This window comes from Pacificispira spongiicola, assembly GCF_012926505.1.
GTDB lineage: Bacteria > Pseudomonadota > Alphaproteobacteria > UBA8366 > Aestuariispiraceae > Pacificispira > Pacificispira spongiicola.
Genome location: NZ_JABBNT010000005.1, coordinates 20,158 through 40,045 on the forward strand (window position 1 = coordinate 20,158; position 19,888 = coordinate 40,045).

Genomic DNA, 19,888 nt, shown 5'->3' on the forward strand with positions numbered 1-19,888 from the left:
GAAAAACCAAGTGTCAAAAACAGTCGAGATATTGCTTTATACATTGCGTCCGGGGACGGGGGCCGAATTCCATGAAATCATGCGGACGGTAAGCGTTCCGTTGCACGCGAGTGTCGGCATGGACGTGGTCGCCTTTGGTCAATCGATTCACGATCCGGACGCGTATTACCTGATCCGATCTTATAGAGACCTCCGGCACCTCGAATTATCTCAGGCAGAGTTTTATAAAAGCGACGCATGGAGGAACGGCCCTCGGACCGAAATTGTCGACCGAATAACGAGCAGCCTGAAGACCGTCGTCGATATGCCGAAGGAGAGTGTCGAAGCGTTAAGGAAGGGGTATGCCTGACACCATGTTGAAGTTGGAAGTCCATGCCATACATTAATCCCGATAATGTATATTATGGAAAATAATGAGGGGTCTATCCCCACAGCATACGTTAACGTAAACCATTAGGAATGTGAGGAAATTAAGATGCGGGATTTGCTTCGCCGCGTAATGTGGCGTCTCACCTCACGTTTACTGGTTTGGCGTGAACGTCAGGTAGATCGCATCTTCAATGATGCTGTAGCCAAGTCCAGGCACGGGTGAAATGGATGCCGTTGAAGTCTTCCCCGGCCTCCATGATGAAAATTCCGTCTTCGCGATTGGTCGCTGTGTCGCCTTCAAAGCGCGCGCGGATTTGGCCAGAATTCAAGCGGCTTTTGAGCAGGAAGCCGAACAACTGACCGTCTGACGACCGAAAAGCTTGTTCGGGCGCTGATAGAGCGGCATTCGTCAGGATGCCCAGTATGGCGGGTACTACTTGCCCCACGCGGTGCAGATCGGAGCTTCTGTCTAGCTGGATCACAACGAGATACCGACGATCCTTTGCCTCTAAGGCCATAACCACCTCCTCCTGCCGGTAGATGAACCCGGAGGATACCACGTACACGCGTCAGTTTCCATTGACCCCGCGCGATAACCGGGGATAGCCTCTCTCAAAACGGGAGGGGTTTCATGGAAATACGGGTGCCGCACCAGGTGATTTATCAAACCACCGGCGAATCCTCTATTGACGATGTGATTGTTTCGTTGATGGGTACGCGCGCTGCGGTTCGGGAGGCGGGGCAGTTATTGGAAGCCTGCTTCGATGGGCTGAAAGTTGAAACATCAACAGCGCAGGTTAGATCAATTACGCAAGAAAGCCCTCTCAGAGAGGTCTTTTTCGTTAGTCTTATGGTTGGGTTTCAAGACGGGTTAGAGACGGAAATACCGGAAGTGCTCGAGAAACTTTTCGAAAGTCAAATTCCAGACCAGTACGACACGATCGTTACTGTTTGTACTCTTGTTATCTTATTCTATGGGGCTGATTTTCTTTATCGAAAATATCTGAAGGCGACAGAAACGGCGTCCGTTTCCAAGCAGCTTGACGGTTTGATTTCTGAGCTATCGTCCCTCACAGGGCGATCTGAAGACGCTATTCGCGCCATTCTAAAGGAACGATACAAGGGGCGACGATTGGTGGATTTAGGTCGTGCAACAGCGAACTTCTTTAGGCCAAGCAAAAAGCAGGGAAATGCAGCGGTCAAAGTTGGTAACACAGACGTTGCGTCGTCGACAGTTGCAGAAATCCCAGCGGACTTTTCGGACGCGGCCGCTAAGCCGGAACCGACATCAGAATCAATGGAAGATGTTCTGATAGAAGTTCATGCCCAAGACGTAGACTATGCAAATCGGGGATGGGCTGCGGTAATACCGTCAGTATCGAGCGACCGGGTTCGCATGAAAGTATTTCCCCCGATCAAATTAGAGGACGTGTACAATAGAGGGACGCTACGCGGCGATATTATATTGATCTCCGAAACCGTTGGGGACGAAGTACGCCCTGTAGAGTGCCATCTGGTGAGGTTGTATGACGACGCTTAAGAAAGCCCGCAAAGACGGCGACCTAGAGAAGTTCATCAAGGAGCACGAAAACGATGCTCCGGGTGACACCGATAAGCTGGACGCCGTGATTAAGCGGAAATCTCCGGGAACCGGGAAAGCAGTTCCGAAAGCATCGTCTGGGGCCGCATCCGACGATTGAAGCGGTATTCGAATTCCTTCACATAGCGTTCCAGATGCTTGGACGACACGCTGGTATGGGTACCGGCGATGGACTTCTTGAGGTGGTTGAAGAAGCTTTCGATCTGGTTCGTGCTGGTGCCGTCTTCCTTGGCGTATTCACCGGCACCGTGATTGACGGTCTTGTGGGTGTACTGATCCATCGGCAGGGATTTCTTGTAAGCCTGTAACTCGTCGGTGTGGACTTCGGACCCCGGCAGGACGTTATCTTTGATCTTGGGAATGAGCGTGACCTTACGCTGATCCGGCACAACGGACAGCATGGCGTCACCGCCGCGTTCGATCATGCCGAAGACAACGGTCTTCTGATCGCGCCACTTCATACCCTCGGCTTTACCGCCGACGAAGGTCTCATCGACCTCCACGACCTTACCAGGGCCACCTAGAGGCTCTTCGCCGTCGATAGCGGCCATATGCTCACGGATAAGCGCGGCCATGCGCCACGCCGTCTTGTAGGTGACGCCCAACTGGCGCTCCAGTTCCTTACCGGAGACACCATGCTTGGACGTGGTGAAGAGGAAGATCGCATAAAACCAGAGTTGGAGAGGGGTCCGGGACTTCTCGAAAATGGATCCGACCATCGGGTGGATATGATGGCCGCACCACTGGCAGGAATAGGCCTGTTCGGATGCGAGACGGTACCACTTGGCGGATCGCTGGCACTTCGGGCAGGTATGACCTTGTCCAAAGCGCACATTAAAAAGATGCTCTAAGCATGCGTCATCGTTGGGAAACTGATTAAAGAACTCACGGACGTTTGCTTGCTTCATGGCCTCATTCCTCTGTTACATATCAGATGGGAATGAGGCTACCGTATGTCAAGGGGATACACCCCAATAATGATGTGAAAGACGCATCTCACCGATATTTCCGCATCTTATCGACTATTCCTAAAACAACGCTTCATATATATCCGGCTTGAAGCCCAGATAGGTTTTGCCATTCATGGACAGCAACGGGCGTTTGATGATGGATGGGTTTTCCATTGCCACGGCGACGGCTTCGTCCGGGCCCATGGATGACCGAACCTCTTCCGGGAGCTTACGCCACGTCGTTCCAGCGCGGTTGATGACCTTGTCCCAACCGTGTTCCGCGATGGCGGCTTTCACCATATCCGGGTCGGCGCCCTGTTTCTTGTAGTCGTGAAACGTATAGGCCACGCCATGATCGTTCAGCCAGGTCATGGCCTTCTTCATCGTGTCGCAGCTTTTGATTCCGTAAACGACGATACCGGTCATACCGACAGAGCCTCCAAGCGAAGTTATTTAAGTTCGACGGGAATCTGATAGGATTCCCACCGTTAGAACCAGTATCTATCCGCGTTGAAGGAACCTTTCCCGACATGATCGCTCGATTGAGGTCCGCGACCGGCCTGGTGCTGATGTCCTTCCTGACATGTCATCTGATCAACCACGCCTTCGGACTGGTTTCGTTCGAGGCCCTGGCGATCGCCCATAAAATCCTGCTGGGCATCTGGCGGACCCCGCCGGGATCGGCCCTGCTGGCCGGAAGTTTCCTTATCCATTTCGGTTTGGCGCTGCGGTCGATCTATCGCCGCCGCACCCTGAAAATGTCGCTGTGGGAGGCCGGACAGATCGGCAGCGGATTGCTGATCCCCGTGCTGATCGCCGAACATATCATGGGCACCGCCGTGGCGGAGGATTTCGCCGGTATCGACCCGAATTATCAATATGTCGTCGCGGCCCTATGGGTCGGCAGTCCCACCAGCGGCGCGATTCAGGCCGTGGCGCTTGTGGTGGCTTGGCTGCATGGATGCCTGGGCCTGCATTTCTGGATGCGGGTTCAGCCCTGGTACGAAAACATCCGCCGCACCCTGATCTTCATCGCCGTGGTGATCCCGGTCACCGCGCTTGCCGGTTATATCTCCGCCGGGTTCGAACTGCTGTCCGAACTCAACCGTGACCATATGGTGCAGCAAATCCTGCTGCAGGCGCATTTTCAGGCGGAAAAGGTGGCGCCGCTCTATGCGCTGCTCCGGCCGGTGACGCTGGCCCTGATCGTCCTGGCCGCCGCGCCCTTTGCCGCACGGCTTGTGCGGGGCCGCCTGCCCTATGGCAACCGCGTCGTTCTGTTGCTGCCGGATGGCGGGAAAGTGCCGGTTCCCGCCGGGGCGACGGCACTGGAGGCGATCCGCGCCTCCGGTCGGCCGCATGCGGCGGTTTGCGGCGGGCGGGGACGCTGCACGACCTGCCGCGTGCGTATTCTGGAGGGCGCGTCGCTTCTGGCCCCGCCGGACGAGTTGGAAAAAAAAGCCCTGGAAAGGATCAAGGCCCTGGAGGGGGTTCGGCTGGCCTGTCAGATTCGCCCGACCAGCAATCTGGGCGTCACCCCCCTGCTCCCGCCCACGGCGGGCGCGAAGGAAGGTCGCCAACTCGGCGGGCTGGAGGGCGAGGAAAAGCGCGTCACCTGTCTGTTCATCGATATGCGCGGCTCGACCAAGCTGGGCGAGGAAAAGCTGCCCTATGACGTGCTGTTCATCCTGAACCAGTTTTTCTCGGAAATGACCAAGGCCGTGGCGGAAACCAACGGCCATTACGCGCAGTTCAACGGCGACGGGCTGATGGCGCTCTACGGCCTGACCGGCACGCCGGAGGATGGCGCGCGCGACGCCCTGCGCGGCGCGGTGGCGATGCTGCGCCGGTTGGACAGTCTGAACGAGGCCCTGAAAAGCGAATTGCCCTTCCCGCTGCAAATCGGCATCGGCATCCATCACGGCGACGCCATCGTCGGTGCGATGGGCCCGCCCCAGGCGCAGATCACATCGGCCATCGGCGACACGATCAATATCGCCGCCCGCCTGGAAACCCTGACGAAACAGAACGGGGTGCCGATCATCCTGTCCCGCGAAACCGCCAAGACGGCCAGCCTGAACACCGCAGGCTTCGACCCCGCCAGCATACCGGTCCGGGGCCGCGACGAACCGGTCGACATCTATCTGATCCCCAACCGGGACGCCCTCCCCGCCTAACACCCTGCCCGCCTGACGCCGGTTCTTGCCGTCCCGCGCAAACCGCCGCACACTACCTGCCGGAGAAATTTCCCAAGACCGGCAATCGCATGACCGACGCTCCCCCAAAGCGCATCCCCGCCAACGAAAACCCCTGGTACCGCCTCGCCACCGTGCATGGGGAACAGCCGGTGGATGGGGTGTTTAATAATAAACTTGCAGCAAAGAACCGACTAGTCTGGAATCGTTGGATGGCTCAATCTCTGTCTGAAAGCAGCCGATTTTATTTGCTCCAAAAGGGTAGTCTCTCCAGTGATGAAGTCGGCCCTTTAACCGATTCTGACCGAGAAGCCATATCCACTCGTCTAATGGAGCTGAAAGCACCCGATCCGAACACTGAGATCAATTGGTCTGAGACAGAATTTCCGAACAATTCACTTTTCAATGGTTATTTGTTTTGCCAATCAGTACACGCTAAAAACGCTTTATTTAATGGTTACACCTCATTTTCTTTGGCTATCTTTCGAGATGCAGCTGTTTTTTCGGAATCCTTATTTATGGGGAACACCAGTTTCTACGCCGCTATTTTTTTCGGCTACTCAACTTTTCACTCGGCCTCTTTCCGAAAACCAACCAGTTTCAATGAGGCATATTTCCAAGGACTCTCGGTTTTTCGTGAGGCGGCATTTCTGGACACTTCTGGCTTCAATCAAGCGCTGTTTTTCGAAGATGTGGATTTCCGCGAAACCTCGTTTCACAGCTATACTGATTTCCGCATGACCAAATGCCTAGGCGACGAGGCAATTTTCTATAGGTCCGTGTTTAAAGGTTACACCATTTTTAGGGATGCCACTTTTGGAGGCTATGCTGATTGCTATGCTGATTTCCGAGAGGCTGCGTTTCTGCGCGACGCCAATTTCGAAGGGGTTGCATTTAATGGCAAGGCCATTTTCTGCGGTGCACCGAAAGCTGTCAGCGAGACAGACAATATGAGCGGAAGTACAATCACTGGATCGAGAGCCCAATTCAGCGACCCGTTTGAAGCACGGTTTGAAGAACGAGTATCGTCTTCGGCAGGTATCTCCACTTCTGCGCGAAGAGAGTGCGCAGGAGAGACAAGTTTCGTTGACGTACATTTCAGGTCGGTAGCGGATTTTACAAACCGTGTGTTTTTGGCAAAAACAGCTTTCGACGGTTGTAAGTTTGAAACGCTAGTCCCCGTCTTTGCGGGAGCGGATTTGCACCAGCGAACGACGTGGCGCGGCGTTTCCTGGCCGCGAACGCCGAATTCCCCTAAAGCCGCCGGTGAAATGGCCGATGCCTATGCGCATTTGCGACTGCGGATGAATGCGATCCAGAACCATGAGAAGGAACTGGAGTTCTTTGCACGGGAATTGCGCGCGAAACAGGTCGAACTTGGGTTCTGGCAGAGCATTCCCATTCGGATATATGCGGTGCTGTCCGATTATGGGCAGGGATTGCGGCGTCCGGCCTTGTGGCTTGTCGCGCTTTGGTACCTTTGCGCCGTGATCTATCGCGGCGGTTCGGGGGATGCCGTCGGGCCGCTCCAGGCCCTTGGATTCAGCGCCGCGAGCCTGGGCGGGTTGTTCGGGATGCGGCGGGAGTTTTTCGGGACCTTCCTGACGGATTTTCCGGTTCCCTGGTTTGGTCTGATGAGCGGGATACAATCCGTCCTGGGGGCGGTTTTTGTGTTTCTGATCGGTCTCGCCTTGCGCAATCGATTCCGTATTCGCTGATCCCCAAAAACAACGGGCCCGCCTGGCGTTCTGCCGGCGAGCCCGATGCCTGCCCTCCTGACGGAGTTCGTTGGAGCGGTTAGGCGCGGAGTTGGGTCAGGAAGCTGTGCACCTGGCTTTCCAATTCCTGCGCCTGCACGGCCAAGTCTTCGGAGGCCGAGCGGACCAAGCTGGCGGCGTCCCCGGCGGAGACGGCCGTTTGCTGCATGCCGACGACGTTGCTGGCGACTTCCTGCGTCCCCGACGCGGCCTGCTGGACGCTGTTGGAGATTTCGGAGGTCGCGGCCTGCTGTTCCTCGATGGCGGCGGCGATGGTGGTCGAGCTGCTCTGAATGCTCGCGATCGTCTGGGCGATATGCTGGATTGCGTCGACGGAGCGTTTGGTTTCCGTCTGGACGCTGCCGATCTGCTGCACGATTTCCTCGGTCGCCCGGGCGGTCTGGGTGGCGAGGGATTTCACCTCGTTCGCGACGACGGCGAAGCCCTTGCCCGCATCCCCTGCCCGCGCGGCCTCGATGGTCGCGTTGAGGGCCAGCAGGTTGGTCTGTTCGGCGATATCGTTGATCAGGTCGACGATTTCGTTGATCCGGCCCGCCGCGTCGGCAAGGCCGCGCACCATGGTGTTGGCCTCTTCCGCCTCGTCCACCGCCTCGTTGGCGATGCTGGCGGAACGGTTGACCTGTTCGGAAATCTCGCGGACGGAGGCCGAGAGTTCCTCGGTCGAGCTGGCCACCGTGTTCACGTTGACGGAGGCTTCTTCCGCCGCCGCGGCAACGCTGGTCGCCTTTTGCGAGGTATCGTCCGCCGTGCCCTGCATGGCGGTGGCGGAGCGGTTCATATTCGCGGCGGCCTCGCTGACCACCTTGATGATCGCGCCGACGGAGGATTCGAAGTCGTCCGCCATCTTGCGGCGCGCTTCCGCCCGTTCGTTACTGGCGCGTTCTTCGGCCTCGCGGCTTTGTCGTTCCAATTCCTGCATGCGCAGGGCCGATCCCCGGAATTCCTCCAGGGCCGTGTTGATGGCGCCGACCTCGTCGCCGCGCTCCCGGTCCGGCACTTCCTTTGCATAGTCGCCGGATTGCATGGTGGCGATGGCGGCGATGCTCTGCGACAGCGGGCCGCCGACCATGATCTTGCCGGAGAAGAACAGCACCACGCAGACGATGACGATGATGACGATGCCGCCGATCAGCGCCGTGGTACGCACGCGGTCCGCGCTCGCATTGATGGTTTCCAGCGGGACGGAGACGACGACCGACCAGGGCTTGTCGTTCAGGATGACATTGACCGGGGAGAAGACGTGCAGCATGCCGTCGGATTCTTCCAGCCAGGATTCGCCCTTGGCGATCCTGCCCTTCACCGTCGCGAAGAAGGGTTCCGCTTCACCCAGGGGCTTGCCGATCATATCCGTGTTGGAATGCGTCACCCAGACGCCGGAATTGGTGATCATGCGCACCGATCCGGTGCCCAGCGGCTTCAGCTTTTCGAATTCCTGCGACAGGTCGGTCAGGTCGATATCCGCACCCACCACGCCGATCGCCTTTCCGTCCTTCATCAACGGGATTGCGGACGATACAAGCGTGATGATCTGTCCTTCGATGATGCTGTCATAGGCGATCGGGTCGAGGACCGACGGCTTCTTGCTTTGAAACGGGATCTGATAATAACCGGCGGACGGATTATCGGCTTCCAGGGAGGTCAGCAGTGACGGGACAACGCCGTTGCCGTCATAGAAATTGTAGAAATACGGAACGAAGCGGCCGTTGGCCTTGTAATACGGCCCGTCATCATTCGGTTGGACGTAATCCGCGTCCTTGCCGTCAAAGGCATTGGGTTCGAATCCGAACCAGAGGCCGTTCAACTCATCCGACCGATCCATGGATGCCTTCAGGATCGCGATATAGTCGTCGCGGTTTTGGTTTCCGGCCTCCATTAAACCGTAGACACTGTTCGCCGTAATTTCGGAAACCTTCATTAATTGGTTGAGGAAGTTGCTGACCTGCTCCGCCTGCGCATCGGCGATTGCCTGCGCCTGTTCGGCCGCTTCGTCGTGAACGACATTCCCGACATAGCTGGTTTGAACGAAAATACCGGCCCCTAAAAGGATCGCGACGATCACGCCGCAAACTACCGACATTTTTGCGCCGAGCGACAAGTTCTTCATGATTTGTATGGCTCCGGAATATTCCACCCAATAGGCAACCGCCTGCGTGCCTCTATTAAGCTCGCTAATTATTAACGATGTCCTACTTTTTGGGTGGAAGCCGACAATTACATTGAGAAACACGATGAAGGTTTAAAGACACCAAAGGCGATTACCGCGTTTCTAGTGGCGGCCTTTCAGAAAATCCCGGATATCGCGCCATGTGTCGAGGGCCGGTGCGGTCAGGAGGCCGTGTACCCTGTCTCCCGCGCGATACAGGCCGCCATCGAACCGTTCGACCACACCACCCGCTTCCCGCAGGATCAACGTGCCCGCCGCATGGTCCCAGGGCCAGAGACGGCGGTAGAATGAAAAATGCCGTTCCCCCTTCGCCTGCGCCAGCAAGTCCTGACCCGCGCAGGACAGCGAGCCCAGTTTTCCGAAGCGGGCCTTCGCCTGTGCCCGGACTTCCGCCGGGCGCGGTTCTTCGAAAAACCGGGAATCCAGCATGCCGATCATGTCGGACTCCGGCGGCGGCGCGGGAACGGTCAGGCGCGCGCCTTCCAGCCACGCCCCCTCGCCTTCCTTGGCAAAGGCCGTGACGTTTTTCAGCGGATCGTGAATCCAGCCCATCATCGGCCGGTTGCCGACGACAAGCGCCACGATCATGCAGAAGGTCTTGCTGCCTTTGGTGAAATTCTTGGTGCCGTCGACAGGGTCGATCACCCAGATCGGGTTCGGTTCCTCAAATCGGCGCAGGATTTCGGGGTTCTTGGCATGCGCCTCCTCCCCCACGACCAGGGAGCCGGGCAGAAGTTTCGGCAATTCCTGCGTCAGGAAATGCTCGGACTCCAAATCCGCGACGGTGACCAGATCGCCCGGCGCCTTCTCAATGATCTCGTGGGATTTCAGGCTCTCGAAACGCGGCAGGACGATATCCACGGCCGCGCGGCGCATCAGGTCGGTGACTTTGGACGGGTCTGAAATCATGACGGTAAAGGTAGCCTAATTCGCGAAAAGAAAAAGGCCGCCGGGTCGCCCCGACGGCCTTCTCCATTAATCCGGTAAGCCGGACGGCTGATTACATCATGCCGCCCATGCCGCCCATGCCGCCCATGTCGGGCATGGCCGGGGCGGAACCCTTCGGTTCCGGCTTGTCGGCGATCATGGCTTCCGTCGTGACCAGCAGGCCGGCGACCGAGGCCGCGTCCTGCAGAGCCGAACGGACAACCTTCGCCGGGTCGATGATGCCGGACTTGACCAGATCGACGAATTCGCCGTTCTGCGCGTCGAAGCCCCAGTTGGCGTCTTTCGATTCCAGCATCTTGCCGACGATGACCGCGCCGTCTTCACCGGCGTTGTCGGCGATCTGACGCGCCGGGGTGGTCAGCGCGCGACGGACGATGTCCACACCGACCGTCTGGTCGTGATTGGCGCCTTCCAGCTTCTTCAGCGCCCTCACGGCGTAGAGCAGAGCCGTACCGCCGCCCGGGACGATGCCTTCTTCGACGGCAGCGCGCGTGGCGTGCATGGCGTCGTCGACACGGTCTTTCTTTTCTTTCACTTCGATTTCGGTCGCACCGCCGACGCGGATCACCGCAACGCCGCCGGCGAGCTTCGCCAGACGTTCCTGCAGCTTTTCACGGTCGTAATCGGAAGACGTGGCTTCGACCTGCTGGCGGATTTGCGCGCAGCGGCCTTCGATTTCCTTCTTCTTGCCGGCGCCGTCGACGATCGTGGTTTCGTCCTTGGTGATCGTGACGTTCTTGGCTTCACCCAGCATCTGCAGCGTGACGCTTTCCAGCTTGATGCCGGTGTCTTCGGAAATCACCGTGCCGCCCGTCAGGATGGCGATGTCTTCCAGCATGGCCTTGCGGCGGTCGCCGAAGCCGGGCGCCTTGACGGCCGCGACCTTCAGGCCGCCACGCAGCTTGTTGACGACCAGGGTCGCCAGCGCTTCGCCTTCGACGTCTTCGGCGATGATCAGCAGCGGACGGCCGCTCTGCACGACCTGTTCCAGAACCGGCAGCATGGCTTGCAGGTTGGACAGTTTCTTTTCGTGCAGCAGGATCATCGGGTTTTCGAGATCCGCGATCATCTTTTCCGGATTCGTGACGAAATACGGGGACAGGTAACCGCGGTCGAACTGCATGCCTTCGACGACGTCCAGTTCAGTGGTCAGGCCCTTGGCTTCCTCAACCGTGATGACGCCTTCATTGCCGACCTTCTGCATGGCGGCGGCGATCATTTCGCCGACTTCGCGGTCGCCGTTCGCGGAGATCGTGCCGACCTGGGCGACTTCGTCGGAGGTCTTGATCTTCTTCGCACGCTTCTGGATGTCGGCGACGACGGTTTCGACGGCGAGGTCGATGCCGCGCTTCAGATCCATCGGGTTCATGCCGGCGGCAACCGCCTTCGCACCTTCGCGAACGATGGCCTGGGCCAGAACCGTCGCGGTGGTCGTGCCGTCACCGGCCATGTCGTTGGTCTTGGAAGCGACTTCCCGGACCATCTGGGCGCCCATGTTTTCGAACTTATCGCTCAGCTCGATTTCCTTGGCGACGGAAACGCCGTCCTTCGTGATGCGCGGGGCACCGAAGGATTTGTCGATGACGACGTTGCGGCCCTTCGGACCCAGGGTGACCTTGACCGCATCGGCCAGGGTGTCGACGCCTTTCAGCATCTTGGCACGGGCGTCCGTACCGAATTTCACGTCCTTGGCTGCCATTGCCTTGAACTCCTTAAATTAGATTTCGTTTGATATCGAATTGCCGAATAGACAAAAGGCGCCGAAGTGATCTTCGTCGCCCGCTATCGTCCAATGGCTTATTCGATGATCCCCATGATGTCGGACTCTTTCATGATCAACAGGTCTTCGCCGTCGATCTTGACTTCGGTGCCGGACCATTTGCCGAACAGGACGGTGTCGCCCTTTTTGACGTCCAGCGCCTTGACCGAGCCGTCTTCCTTAACGGTGCCGGAGCCGACCGAGATGACCTTGCCCTGCATCGGCTTTTCCTGAGCCGTATCCGGAATGATGATCCCGGAAGCAGTCTTGGTCTCGCTTTCAACGCGCTTCACAAGGACGCGATCGTGCAGAGGCCGGAATTTCATGGTTGTTCCCCTTTAGCCTTCAAATTGATTTCGTGCGGATGGGCTGTTCCCGCGCCGCCGGACGAGCGGAAGTGTTAGCACTCCCCTCACTTGAGTGCCAGGGCATATACGAACTCTTTGGGGAATGTCAATGGACGGCCCCGAAATTCGCTTATTTTTCCTAGGACTTTTCTGATGTCGCTGCGTCCGGTTCATAGCCGAAACGCTGCGAGAACCGCGCCCAATCCGCCGCATCCATCGAAACGTGAACTGTCGCGCGGTCGTCATCAAAGACTTCGTTCAGGACATCGCCGTTACGATGCAGCCACGCCAGGGCCGCCCCGTCATCGCTTGGCATATCGAGTGTGGCTTCCGTCCGGAAACGGGACAATGCATCGTCGATCGCGGCAAGAAGGCCGGCGAATCCCTCCCCGGACAGCGCGGAAATCGCATAGGACGGGGTTTCCCCCTCGCTGCGGCGACTCAGATCCGCTCGGGCCAGAACCTCGGCGCGGGCGTCCGGGTCCAGATTGTCGATTTTGTTCCAGGCTTCCAACAGGACGGTGTCGCTATCGATGTCCAGCGACCCCAGCACCTGTTCGACATCCTGCTTTTCGACGTCGCTATCCACGGCCGAAATATCGCGGACATGGACCAGCACGCGGGCGGACCGCACTTCCTCCAGCGTCGCCCGGAAGGCAGCGACCAGATCGGTCGGCAGATCGGAAATGAACCCCACCGTATCGGACAGGATCGCCGTGCGCCCGGATGGCAGGTCCAACTTACGCATGGTCGGGTCCAGGGTCGCGAACAGCATATCCTTCGCCAGAACCTCTGCATCGGTCAGGCGGTTGAACAGTGTCGATTTTCCGGCGTTGGTGTAGCCGACCAGGGAAACAACCGGATACGGCACCTTCTCGCGCGCCTTGCGGTGCAAACCGCGTGTCCTTGCGACCTGCTCCAGTTCCTTTTTCAGGCGCACGATGCGTTCGTCGATCAAGCGACGGTCAATTTCGATCTGGCTTTCCCCGGGGCCACCGATGAATCCCAGCCCGCCGCGCTGCCGTTCCAGGTGGGTCCAACTACGGACAAGGCGGGACCTTTGAAAGGTCAATGCCGCCAGTTCGACCTGCAACCGGCCTTCATGAGTGCGCGCCCGCGCGCCGAAAATTTCTAGGATCAGGCCTGTCCGGTCGATCACCTTCGTGTCGATCGCCTTTTCCAGGTTGCGCTGCTGCACCGGCGACAGGGCGGCATCGACGATCAGGACCTCAATTTCCATCGCTTCGCAGATGCCGTGCAGGCGTTCCACGACACCGCCGCCCAGCAGGGTCGCGGGAACCGGCTTGTTCAGCCGCACCGCTTCCGCATGCACGACGTCCAACTCGATCGCGGCGGCAAGGCCGACGGCTTCTTCCAGGCGCGCATCGGGGTTCCGGTGTTTCTGCGTAACACCGGGGATTTCCGGATAGATAACAGCGGCCCGTCGGGCGCCGGTCTCCGACCAGCCCCGATCCTGGGCGCGATAGCGGGGGTCACTCAAATCGGATCAGCTTTCCTCGCCGCTTTCACCCGGCTCAAACAGCTGGATCGGTGTCGCCGGCATCACGGTCGAAATCGCGTGTTTGTAGACAAGCTGCGAATGCGCATCGCGGCGCAGCAGAACGCAGAAATTGTCGAACCAGGTCACGATGCCCTGGAGTTTCACGCCGTTCACGAGGAAGACCGTTACGGGAAGTTTGTTCTTCCGCAGGTTATTGAGAAAGGTATCTTGGAGGTTCTGGTTCTTGTCGGACGACATTTATGCCCCCTTCCGTTTGGCAATGTTGTTGTTATTCGTCCCCGAATAAGGTTGCCCTCTTCTGTCGAATTCCGCGACGCCGCGCAAGCCCCGGCGTTGGTCGGGCGAAAGAAGACCTCCTTACCGATGCATCTCCGTCACAGAAGCATGCATTTACGGCAAAAAGCCTATCACGGTCATACACGTTGCGCCGTTAAAAAATCTTTAAAGGCGGCAAGACTGCTAAAATGCCGCGCCGGAGGAAATTGCGCAAATTCGCCGGGGAAATCCGGTTCGGGATGAATCAGGATCGGCGTCAGGCCCGTTGCATGGGCGATTTCCATATCGACGCTCGAATCTCCCACGAAATAGACGGCGGGACCCGGCGTGACGTCCAGCCCGGACAGGGCCAGCAAGATCGGATCCGGGGCCGGTTTGTCGCGGGGGGCGTCGCCGGCGCCGACCAGGGCGTGGAAATGCCGATCCCAGTTCAGATGCCCCGCCTCTTTGCGAAGGAACGGTCCCTGCTTGTTGGACACCACGCTTTGCGGAACGCCGCTATCCGTGAGGGACGACAGCAAGGCCTCCGCGCCGTCCAAGGGCTTCAGCGCGTCGAGATGCAGGGCTTCGAATGCGGAATAGAACTCGTCGCGGGCTTCTTCCCAGCGGTTGCCGAACATCTCGGGGAAGGTGTCGCGCATCGATTTGCGGACGCGCGCCTTTGTCTCTTCCAGCCGCCATTCCGGCATGTCCATATAGCGGAACAGATGGTTCATCGCGGCATGGATGACCGGCCAGGTATCTACCAGGGTATTGTCCCAATCATAAACGACGGTGATCGGCGGAATGAGAATCGGTGATTCGGACATTTATTAAAAATACTCAAGCCTTACGGCGAACATCTTTTCCATTTTCTTAACGGCTTGTGCCGCTGCGAGAAGGACGACGCGGTCCTTTGCGCGGACCACGGTATCCGGTCTGGGGATGATGACTTCCTCCCCGCGAATAATGGCACCGACGATGACGCCGTTCGGGAAATTCGCGTCCTTAAGCGGTTCCCCGACAAGGCTGGACGTTTCCATCGCCTCCGCTTCGATCAGTTCCGCGAAGCCGTCGCGCAGGCTGTGCACCTGCCGGATACGACCGCGCCGGACATGTTGAAGGATGGTCGAGGCGGTGATTTCTCGCGGCGACACGACGACGTCGATGCCCAGGGTCGTGATCAGCGGCCCATAGGAGTTCTTGTTGACCAGGGTGATCGCTCGATCGACGCCATAGCGCTTGCACAATAGCGAGCAAAGAATGTTGGTTTCGTCGTCGTCGGTGACCGCGACCACGGCTTCCGTATTCCGGATACCGGCCTCTTCCAGGATTTCCTGGTCCAGGGCGTCCCCCTGAATGACGACGGTCGTGGGCAGAACCTCGGCCACCTGACGGGCGCGGGCCTTGTCCATTTCGACGATCTTCGCCGAATAGCCGTCGGAACTGCCGTCCAGTTCCCCGGCCAGGGTCGTGCCGATATTGCCGCCGCCGACCACAAGAATGCGGCGGGCTTCCTTTTCTTCATGTCCGAACACCGCCATGGCGCGCGGAACATGGCTGGTTTCGGCGATGAAGTAGACCTCGTCCCCCGGCAGCATCTGGTCATCCGATGACGGGATCAGCATGGATTCGTTGCGGAAAATCGCCATGACCGTGATGTTCAGGTCCGGGAACAGCGATGTCAGCTGACGCAGCGGTGTATGAATGACCGGGCAGTTTTCATTGCAGCGGACGCCGACGACGCGGACCCGGTCATCCCCCATTCGGATCATGTCGAAGGCGCCGGGCGCACGGATACGTCGGGCGATGGCGCGCGCCACTTCGATTTCCGGGGAAATGATGACGTCGATCGGCAATTGATCGCGGGCGAACAGATTGGCCCATAGCGGGTTCAGGTAGCTTTGCTGCCGGATACGGGCGATCTTGGTCGGCACGTTGAACAGGGAATGCGCGACCTGGCAGGCGATCATGTTCACTTCGTCGGCGAAGGTGACCGCAATCAGCATATTGGCGTCGGCGGCCCCTGCCCGTTCCAGCACGTCGGGATGGGAGGCATGACCGACAAAGGCCTGAACGTCCAACTGGTCGTTGATCTTGCCGATCAGTTCCGGCGATTGGTCGACGACGGTGACGTCGTTATCCTCGCCCGACAGATAGCGCGCGATATGGAAACCGACCTGTCCGGCCCCGCAGATCACCACTTTCATGACATCGTCTCCTCGGCGGCTTGGTCAGCCGTCCGCTTCCGTCTTTTGCCGCTGTGTCCCCGCAACGCCCAAGCCTTTCAGCTTCCGGTGCAGCGCGGCGCGATCCATCCCGACAAATTCAGCGGTCCGGGAGATGTTGCCGCCGAACCGCGCCAAGTGAAAGACGAGATATTCCCGCTCAAATGCTTCGCGCGCCTCGCGCAGGGGTTGGCTCATCACTTCCGTCGCGCGGTCCCATTTGGATCCCGCGTTCTCGCCGGTTCCCGCGCCCAAGGCTTGGGCGACGGCGTCCGCGTGAATCGGATCGTGCGACGCGCCGGTTGCCATCAGCAACAGGCGCTCGATGACATTGCCCAATTCCCACAGATTTCCCGGCCAATCATGGCCCTGCAAGGCTGCGATCGCGTCCGGTGCCATGGGGCGCGGCGACCGTCCCTTCGTCTGAGCGGAGCGTTCCATGAAATGCGCCGCCAGCATCGGGATATCTTCCCGGCGCTCCGCCAGGGGCGGTACGGACAGCGGCACGACATTCAGGCGGTAGAACAGGTCTTCCCGGAAGCGGCCTTCCGCGATCAAGGCCTGTAGATCCTGGGACGTCGTCGCCAGAACGCGGGTATTAACCTCGACCGTATTTTCGCCGCCGATGCGCTGAAACTTCCGCGTATGCAGGACGCGGACGATTTTCTGCTGGGTCGCCAGATCCATATCGGCGACTTCGTCCAGCAACAGCGTGCCGCCATGGGCTTCTTCCAGAACACCGACATGCCGAGGATGGTCCTTGGTCGCTTCCGTCCCGAACAAGGCCGCTTCCAACGTGTCCTCGGTCAGCGAGGCGCAGGCAAGCGACACGAACCGGCCGCTGCGACGCTGAGATTGAGCATGGATGGCGCGCGCAATCGCCCCTTTGCCGCTGCCTGGAGGGCCGGAAATCAGAACACGACTGTCCGTCGGCGCCACTTTTTCAATGGATCGCCGGATTTCCGCAATCACTGAGGATAGGCCGACGAGATCGTTCTGCATGCCGTAGGGCGATAGTTTGCGCAGGGACTCGTTTTCGTATTTCAGGCGGGCTTCTTCCAAGGCCCGGTCGATGGTGAGCAGCAGCACATCCGTCTTGAACGGTTTGGAAATGAAGTCGTAGGCCCCCTTCTTCGTTGCGGTAACCGCCATGTCGAAGGTGCCGTGTCCGCTGATCATAACGACCGGCAGCGCCGGATGATCGCGCTTCACGACCTCCAGAATCTGCAATCCATCGAGCTCGGAATTCGCCAACCAGACGTCCAGGATCATCAGGGACGGCTGGCGCGTGGCAACGGCGCTCAACGCCTCAGCGGAGGTCGATGCCTCGCGGGTTTGATAACCTTCGTCTTCCAGAATGCCCGCGATCTGCATCCGGATGTCGGTTTCGTCGTCGACAATCAGGATGTCATGAGCCATCGCGTGCGCCTCCTTCCCCTACTTTCGACCCGACTTCCGACCCTGTTTCAGATTGGGCGACCGGACCGTCTTCCGTATTTCGCGGCAATCGCAACGTAACACAGGCACCGCCCCGGACCGATCCGTTGGAAGGGGCGTCCGACAATGTCAGATCGCCGCCATGGTCTTCCATGATCTTCTTCACGATCGCCAGTCCCAGACCGGTTCCCTTCTTGCGTGTCGTGACATAGGGTTCGGTCAGACGGTCTCTTTCCGCCTCAGGCAATCCCTTGCCGTTGTCGACCACGGAAATCTGAACATGCCCGTCGTCGGCTTCGATGGAAAGCTTAATCCGTCCCTTCTCAGACTCCGTTCCCCCGGCCTTTTCCAGTTCGAACCGGCCCTCAATCGCATCATGTGCGTTCTGTAACAGGTTCGTCATGACCTGGCTCAATTGCCGTCCGTCGCATCGGATATCCAAGGGTGAATCAGGCCCTTCGAAAATGTAATCGACGTCCAAATTGGCGTTGCGCTGCAGGAACAGGCTTTGGCGGCAAATGTCGACGATATCCTGCACCTTCATCGCCGGCGCGGGCATCCGTGCGAAGGACGAAAATTCATCGACCATGCGGCCGATATCGTCAACTTGACGCACGATCGTGTCGATGCAGCCCTCGAATACATGAGGATCGGTCTCGATCTCCTTCATATATTTGCGCTTCAGGCGTTCCGCGGAGAGTTGGATCGGCGTCAGCGGGTTTTTGATTTCATGCGCGATGCGCCGGGCGACATCGGCCCAGGCGGCCTTGCGCTGCGCGGCAACCAGCGGCGATACATCATCGAAAGTCACGACATAACCACGCAATTGCCCGGCTTCCCGTTCGACGACGATACGGACGAACAAGGTGCGGGTCTCGCCGTGGATTGCCAACCGGATTTGGGATTCGACAGGGCGTCCCGCAGGGGCCTGCCGCGCGGTTTCCAGCGTTTCTTCGATTTCCGGCAGGATGTCGATCAACCTGTCGCCGATCAACGTATCCAGTTCCATCCCCAACAATTCCGCGGCACGCCGGTTGGGCAGGTCGACGCGGCCGTTGCGGTCCAGACCGATGACCCCCGCACTGACGCCGGCTAGAACCGCCTCCGTGAAGCGGCGGCGTTCGTCCACCATGCGGTTCGCTTCCAGCAATTCGCCATGTTGCGATCGAATCTGCTGCGTCATGCGATTGAAGGCCCGGCCCAGCAAGGCCAGTTCGTCTTCACCTTTGATCTCTTCGACCTTGGTTTCCAGGTCGCCGGCGCGGACCTTCTCCGTCGCGCCGATCAGGGCGCTGATCGGCGCCGAAAGCTGCGTCGCGATGGTCAGGCCGATCCAAATTGCGGTCAGCAGCAACAATAACGCCACAACGAGAAAGGCCAAGGCGAAGGACAATTGGATGCCGGATCGTGAGGATTCCAGTTTTTCGAACTGCGCGGCGGCGCTGCGCACTTGTTCGATACGGTTCAGCACCTGCGGGTCGACGAGGCGACCGATATAGAGATACGCATCGGGGAAGGCGTCCAGCTTCAACAGCGCCCGGACTCTGTCGTCTGCACCGCTGGTAATGACGACGACTTCGCCTGACGTCGCGGCCTCGAAATCGCTGGGCGCGATCGGCTCGAATTCCAGCATCAAGGTGATCCCGGCGCGAGCGATCACATCGCGCGACGGTCCCTGAAAGATGATGGCCTCGCTCAAATCCCGAACACGGCGCTGAATTTCCAGAAAGCGGTTCAACAGCATATTGTTGACGACCAGCCGCCGCGCATCGCCGTTCAAGTCCCGCGCCATGCGCAACGCGTCCGTACGGATGTTGTTCCGGTGTTCGACCAGATAAGCCTCCGCCACTTGACGGCTTTCGGCGACGGCGGTGCGCACCCGATCGCTGAACCAGCTTTCGAGGCCGAGGTCGAAAAACAGCAGAGAAAAGGTCGACACGATGATCGCCGGGGTAACGGACAATGCGGCGAACAAACCGACAAGGCGAATATGAAGCCGTGATCCGGCCGAGCCGCGGCGGCGTTCCGACCACAAGGCGACAATCCGGCGCGCAACGACGAAACCCAACAGCAGCAGGATAATCAGGTCGGCATAGACCATGGTAACCAGCGCACTTGGGTCGCCGCCCAAGGGCGGTAGCCCGGTAAACGCCGTGTAGGTCCCGATCCCGGCCAGGACGGCCAGGGTCAACAGGATGACCGCGAACAGGCGCGCCGCCCGCTTCGACGCCATCAGGCGCTGTAGAAATACCCGAATCCGCGCCGACAAGGACTGCCGCGGCGGTTTGGACGTTTCAGACTGTTCGGTTTGCTGACCCGGATTCATGACCGCGCAG

16 protein-coding genes and 1 pseudogene are annotated in these 19,888 nt (G+C 58.9%); 4 read left to right on the top strand and 13 right to left on the bottom strand.

The window, feature by feature from the left end; translation table 11 throughout:
• Window positions 1–10 precede the first annotated feature (10 nt).
• Window positions 11–349: an NIPSNAP family protein gene (locus tag HH303_RS15855; RefSeq protein ID WP_169626372.1), complete on the top strand. Its 339-nt coding sequence runs from the start codon at window positions 11–13 to the stop codon at window positions 347–349.
• A gap of 208 nt (window positions 350–557) precedes the next feature.
• Here the strand turns inward: HH303_RS15855 and HH303_RS15860 are convergent, their stop codons facing one another.
• A complete protein-coding gene (locus HH303_RS15860; protein ID WP_169626373.1) occupies window positions 558–887 on the bottom strand; it encodes a hypothetical protein in 330 nt (109 codons plus the stop codon).
• Window positions 888–1,000: 113 nt separating this feature from the next.
• On the opposite strand from HH303_RS15860, the gene HH303_RS15865 reads away from it, so the two are divergent.
• Entirely contained in the window at window positions 1,001–1,909 is a 909-nt protein-coding gene (locus HH303_RS15865; protein ID WP_169626374.1) for a hypothetical protein, read from the top strand.
• 155 nt (window positions 1,910–2,064) lie between these two features.
• On the opposite strand, the pseudogene HH303_RS15870 reads toward HH303_RS15865, so the two are convergent.
• Together HH303_RS15870 and HH303_RS15875 are read right to left on the bottom strand one after the other, a co-directional pair.
• Window positions 2,065–2,877 (bottom strand): annotated as a pseudogene (locus tag HH303_RS15870) (IS1595 family transposase); the annotation flags it as partial.
• 120 nt (window positions 2,878–2,997) lie between these two features.
• Entirely contained in the window at window positions 2,998–3,345 is a 348-nt protein-coding gene (locus tag HH303_RS15875; protein WP_169626376.1) for an ArsC family reductase, read from the bottom strand.
• Between the two features lie 104 nt (window positions 3,346–3,449).
• Between HH303_RS15875 and HH303_RS15880 the strand changes: the two genes are divergently transcribed.
• A complete protein-coding gene (locus tag HH303_RS15880) occupies window positions 3,450–5,096 on the top strand; it encodes an adenylate/guanylate cyclase domain-containing protein (protein ID WP_169626377.1) in 1,647 nt (548 codons plus the stop codon).
• An 89-nt stretch (window positions 5,097–5,185) separates the two neighbouring features.
• Window positions 5,186–6,832 carry a pentapeptide repeat-containing protein gene (locus HH303_RS15885; RefSeq protein ID WP_169626378.1) on the top strand — a complete coding sequence of 549 codons (1,647 nt, stop codon included), beginning with the start codon at window positions 5,186–5,188 and terminating at the stop codon, window positions 6,830–6,832.
• 79 nt (window positions 6,833–6,911) lie between these two features.
• Here the strand turns inward: HH303_RS15885 and HH303_RS15890 are convergent, their stop codons facing one another.
• The 10 genes from HH303_RS15890 to HH303_RS15935 all read right to left on the bottom strand — a co-directional run bounded on the left by HH303_RS15890 (window position 6,912) and on the right by HH303_RS15935 (window position 19,785).
• The gene (locus tag HH303_RS15890; RefSeq protein WP_169626379.1) at window positions 6,912–8,996 is read right to left on the bottom strand and encodes a methyl-accepting chemotaxis protein; all 2,085 of its coding nucleotides are present in this window, start codon (window positions 8,994–8,996) and stop codon (window positions 6,912–6,914) included.
• 162 nt (window positions 8,997–9,158) lie between these two features.
• Window positions 9,159–9,965, bottom strand: coding sequence for an inositol monophosphatase family protein (locus tag HH303_RS15895; protein ID WP_169626380.1), 807 nt, complete (start codon window positions 9,963–9,965; stop codon window positions 9,159–9,161).
• Between the two features lie 91 nt (window positions 9,966–10,056).
• Window positions 10,057–11,703, bottom strand: a complete 1,647-nt coding sequence (groL, locus tag HH303_RS15900; RefSeq protein WP_169626381.1) for a chaperonin GroEL — start codon at window positions 11,701–11,703, stop codon at window positions 10,057–10,059.
• Window positions 11,704–11,801: 98 nt separating this feature from the next.
• Window positions 11,802–12,089: a co-chaperone GroES gene (groES, locus tag HH303_RS15905; protein WP_169626382.1), complete on the bottom strand. Its 288-nt coding sequence runs from the start codon at window positions 12,087–12,089 to the stop codon at window positions 11,802–11,804.
• Between the two features lie 160 nt (window positions 12,090–12,249).
• Window positions 12,250–13,611 (bottom strand): GTPase HflX, encoded by a 1,362-nt coding sequence (hflX, locus tag HH303_RS15910; RefSeq protein ID WP_169626383.1) that lies wholly within the window; start codon window positions 13,609–13,611, stop codon window positions 12,250–12,252.
• A gap of 6 nt (window positions 13,612–13,617) precedes the next feature.
• Window positions 13,618–13,869 (bottom strand): RNA chaperone Hfq, encoded by a 252-nt coding sequence (gene hfq, locus HH303_RS15915; protein WP_169626384.1) that lies wholly within the window; start codon window positions 13,867–13,869, stop codon window positions 13,618–13,620.
• A 176-nt stretch (window positions 13,870–14,045) separates the two neighbouring features.
• Window positions 14,046–14,717 (bottom strand): HAD family hydrolase, encoded by a 672-nt coding sequence (locus tag HH303_RS15920; RefSeq protein WP_169626385.1) that lies wholly within the window; start codon window positions 14,715–14,717, stop codon window positions 14,046–14,048.
• A 3-nt stretch (window positions 14,718–14,720) separates the two neighbouring features.
• Entirely contained in the window at window positions 14,721–16,097 is a 1,377-nt protein-coding gene (trkA, locus tag HH303_RS15925) for a Trk system potassium transporter TrkA (RefSeq protein WP_169626386.1), read from the bottom strand.
• 24 nt (window positions 16,098–16,121) lie between these two features.
• Entirely contained in the window at window positions 16,122–17,534 is a 1,413-nt protein-coding gene (ntrX, locus tag HH303_RS15930) for a nitrogen assimilation response regulator NtrX (protein ID WP_169626387.1), read from the bottom strand.
• The gene (locus tag HH303_RS15935; protein ID WP_169626388.1) at window positions 17,524–19,785 is read right to left on the bottom strand and encodes a sensor histidine kinase NtrY-like; all 2,262 of its coding nucleotides are present in this window, start codon (window positions 19,783–19,785) and stop codon (window positions 17,524–17,526) included. The genes ntrX and HH303_RS15935 overlap by 11 nt, the downstream gene beginning before the upstream one ends.
• Between the last annotated feature and the right edge of the window lie 103 nt (window positions 19,786–19,888).

Bases quoted from the DNA above. Each gene is read 5' to 3' on its own strand.
- HH303_RS15860 (WP_169626373.1), bottom strand. From the start codon at position 887: ATGGCCTTAGAGGCAAAGGATCGTCGGTATCTCGTTGTGATCCAGCTA.
- HH303_RS15865 (WP_169626374.1), top strand. From the start codon at position 1,001: ATGGAAATACGGGTGCCGCACCAGGTGATTTATCAAACCACCGGCGAA.
- HH303_RS15875 (WP_169626376.1), bottom strand. From the start codon at position 3,345: ATGACCGGTATCGTCGTTTACGGAATCAAAAGCTGCGACACGATGAAG.
- HH303_RS15880 (WP_169626377.1), top strand. From the start codon at position 3,450: ATGATCGCTCGATTGAGGTCCGCGACCGGCCTGGTGCTGATGTCCTTC.
- HH303_RS15885 (WP_169626378.1), top strand. From the start codon at position 5,186: ATGACCGACGCTCCCCCAAAGCGCATCCCCGCCAACGAAAACCCCTGG.
- HH303_RS15890 (WP_169626379.1), bottom strand. From the start codon at position 8,996: ATGAAGAACTTGTCGCTCGGCGCAAAAATGTCGGTAGTTTGCGGCGTG.
- HH303_RS15895 (WP_169626380.1), bottom strand. From the start codon at position 9,965: ATGATTTCAGACCCGTCCAAAGTCACCGACCTGATGCGCCGCGCGGCC.
- groL (WP_169626381.1), bottom strand. From the start codon at position 11,703: ATGGCAGCCAAGGACGTGAAATTCGGTACGGACGCCCGTGCCAAGATG.
- groES (WP_169626382.1), bottom strand. From the start codon at position 12,089: ATGAAATTCCGGCCTCTGCACGATCGCGTCCTTGTGAAGCGCGTTGAA.
- hfq (WP_169626384.1), bottom strand. From the start codon at position 13,869: ATGTCGTCCGACAAGAACCAGAACCTCCAAGATACCTTTCTCAATAAC.
- HH303_RS15920 (WP_169626385.1), bottom strand. From the start codon at position 14,717: ATGTCCGAATCACCGATTCTCATTCCGCCGATCACCGTCGTTTATGAT.
- trkA (WP_169626386.1), bottom strand. From the start codon at position 16,097: ATGAAAGTGGTGATCTGCGGGGCCGGACAGGTCGGTTTCCATATCGCG.
- ntrX (WP_169626387.1), bottom strand. From the start codon at position 17,534: ATGGCTCATGACATCCTGATTGTCGACGACGAAACCGACATCCGGATG.
- HH303_RS15935 (WP_169626388.1), bottom strand. From the start codon at position 19,785: ATGGCGTCGAAGCGGGCGGCGCGCCTGTTCGCGGTCATCCTGTTGACC.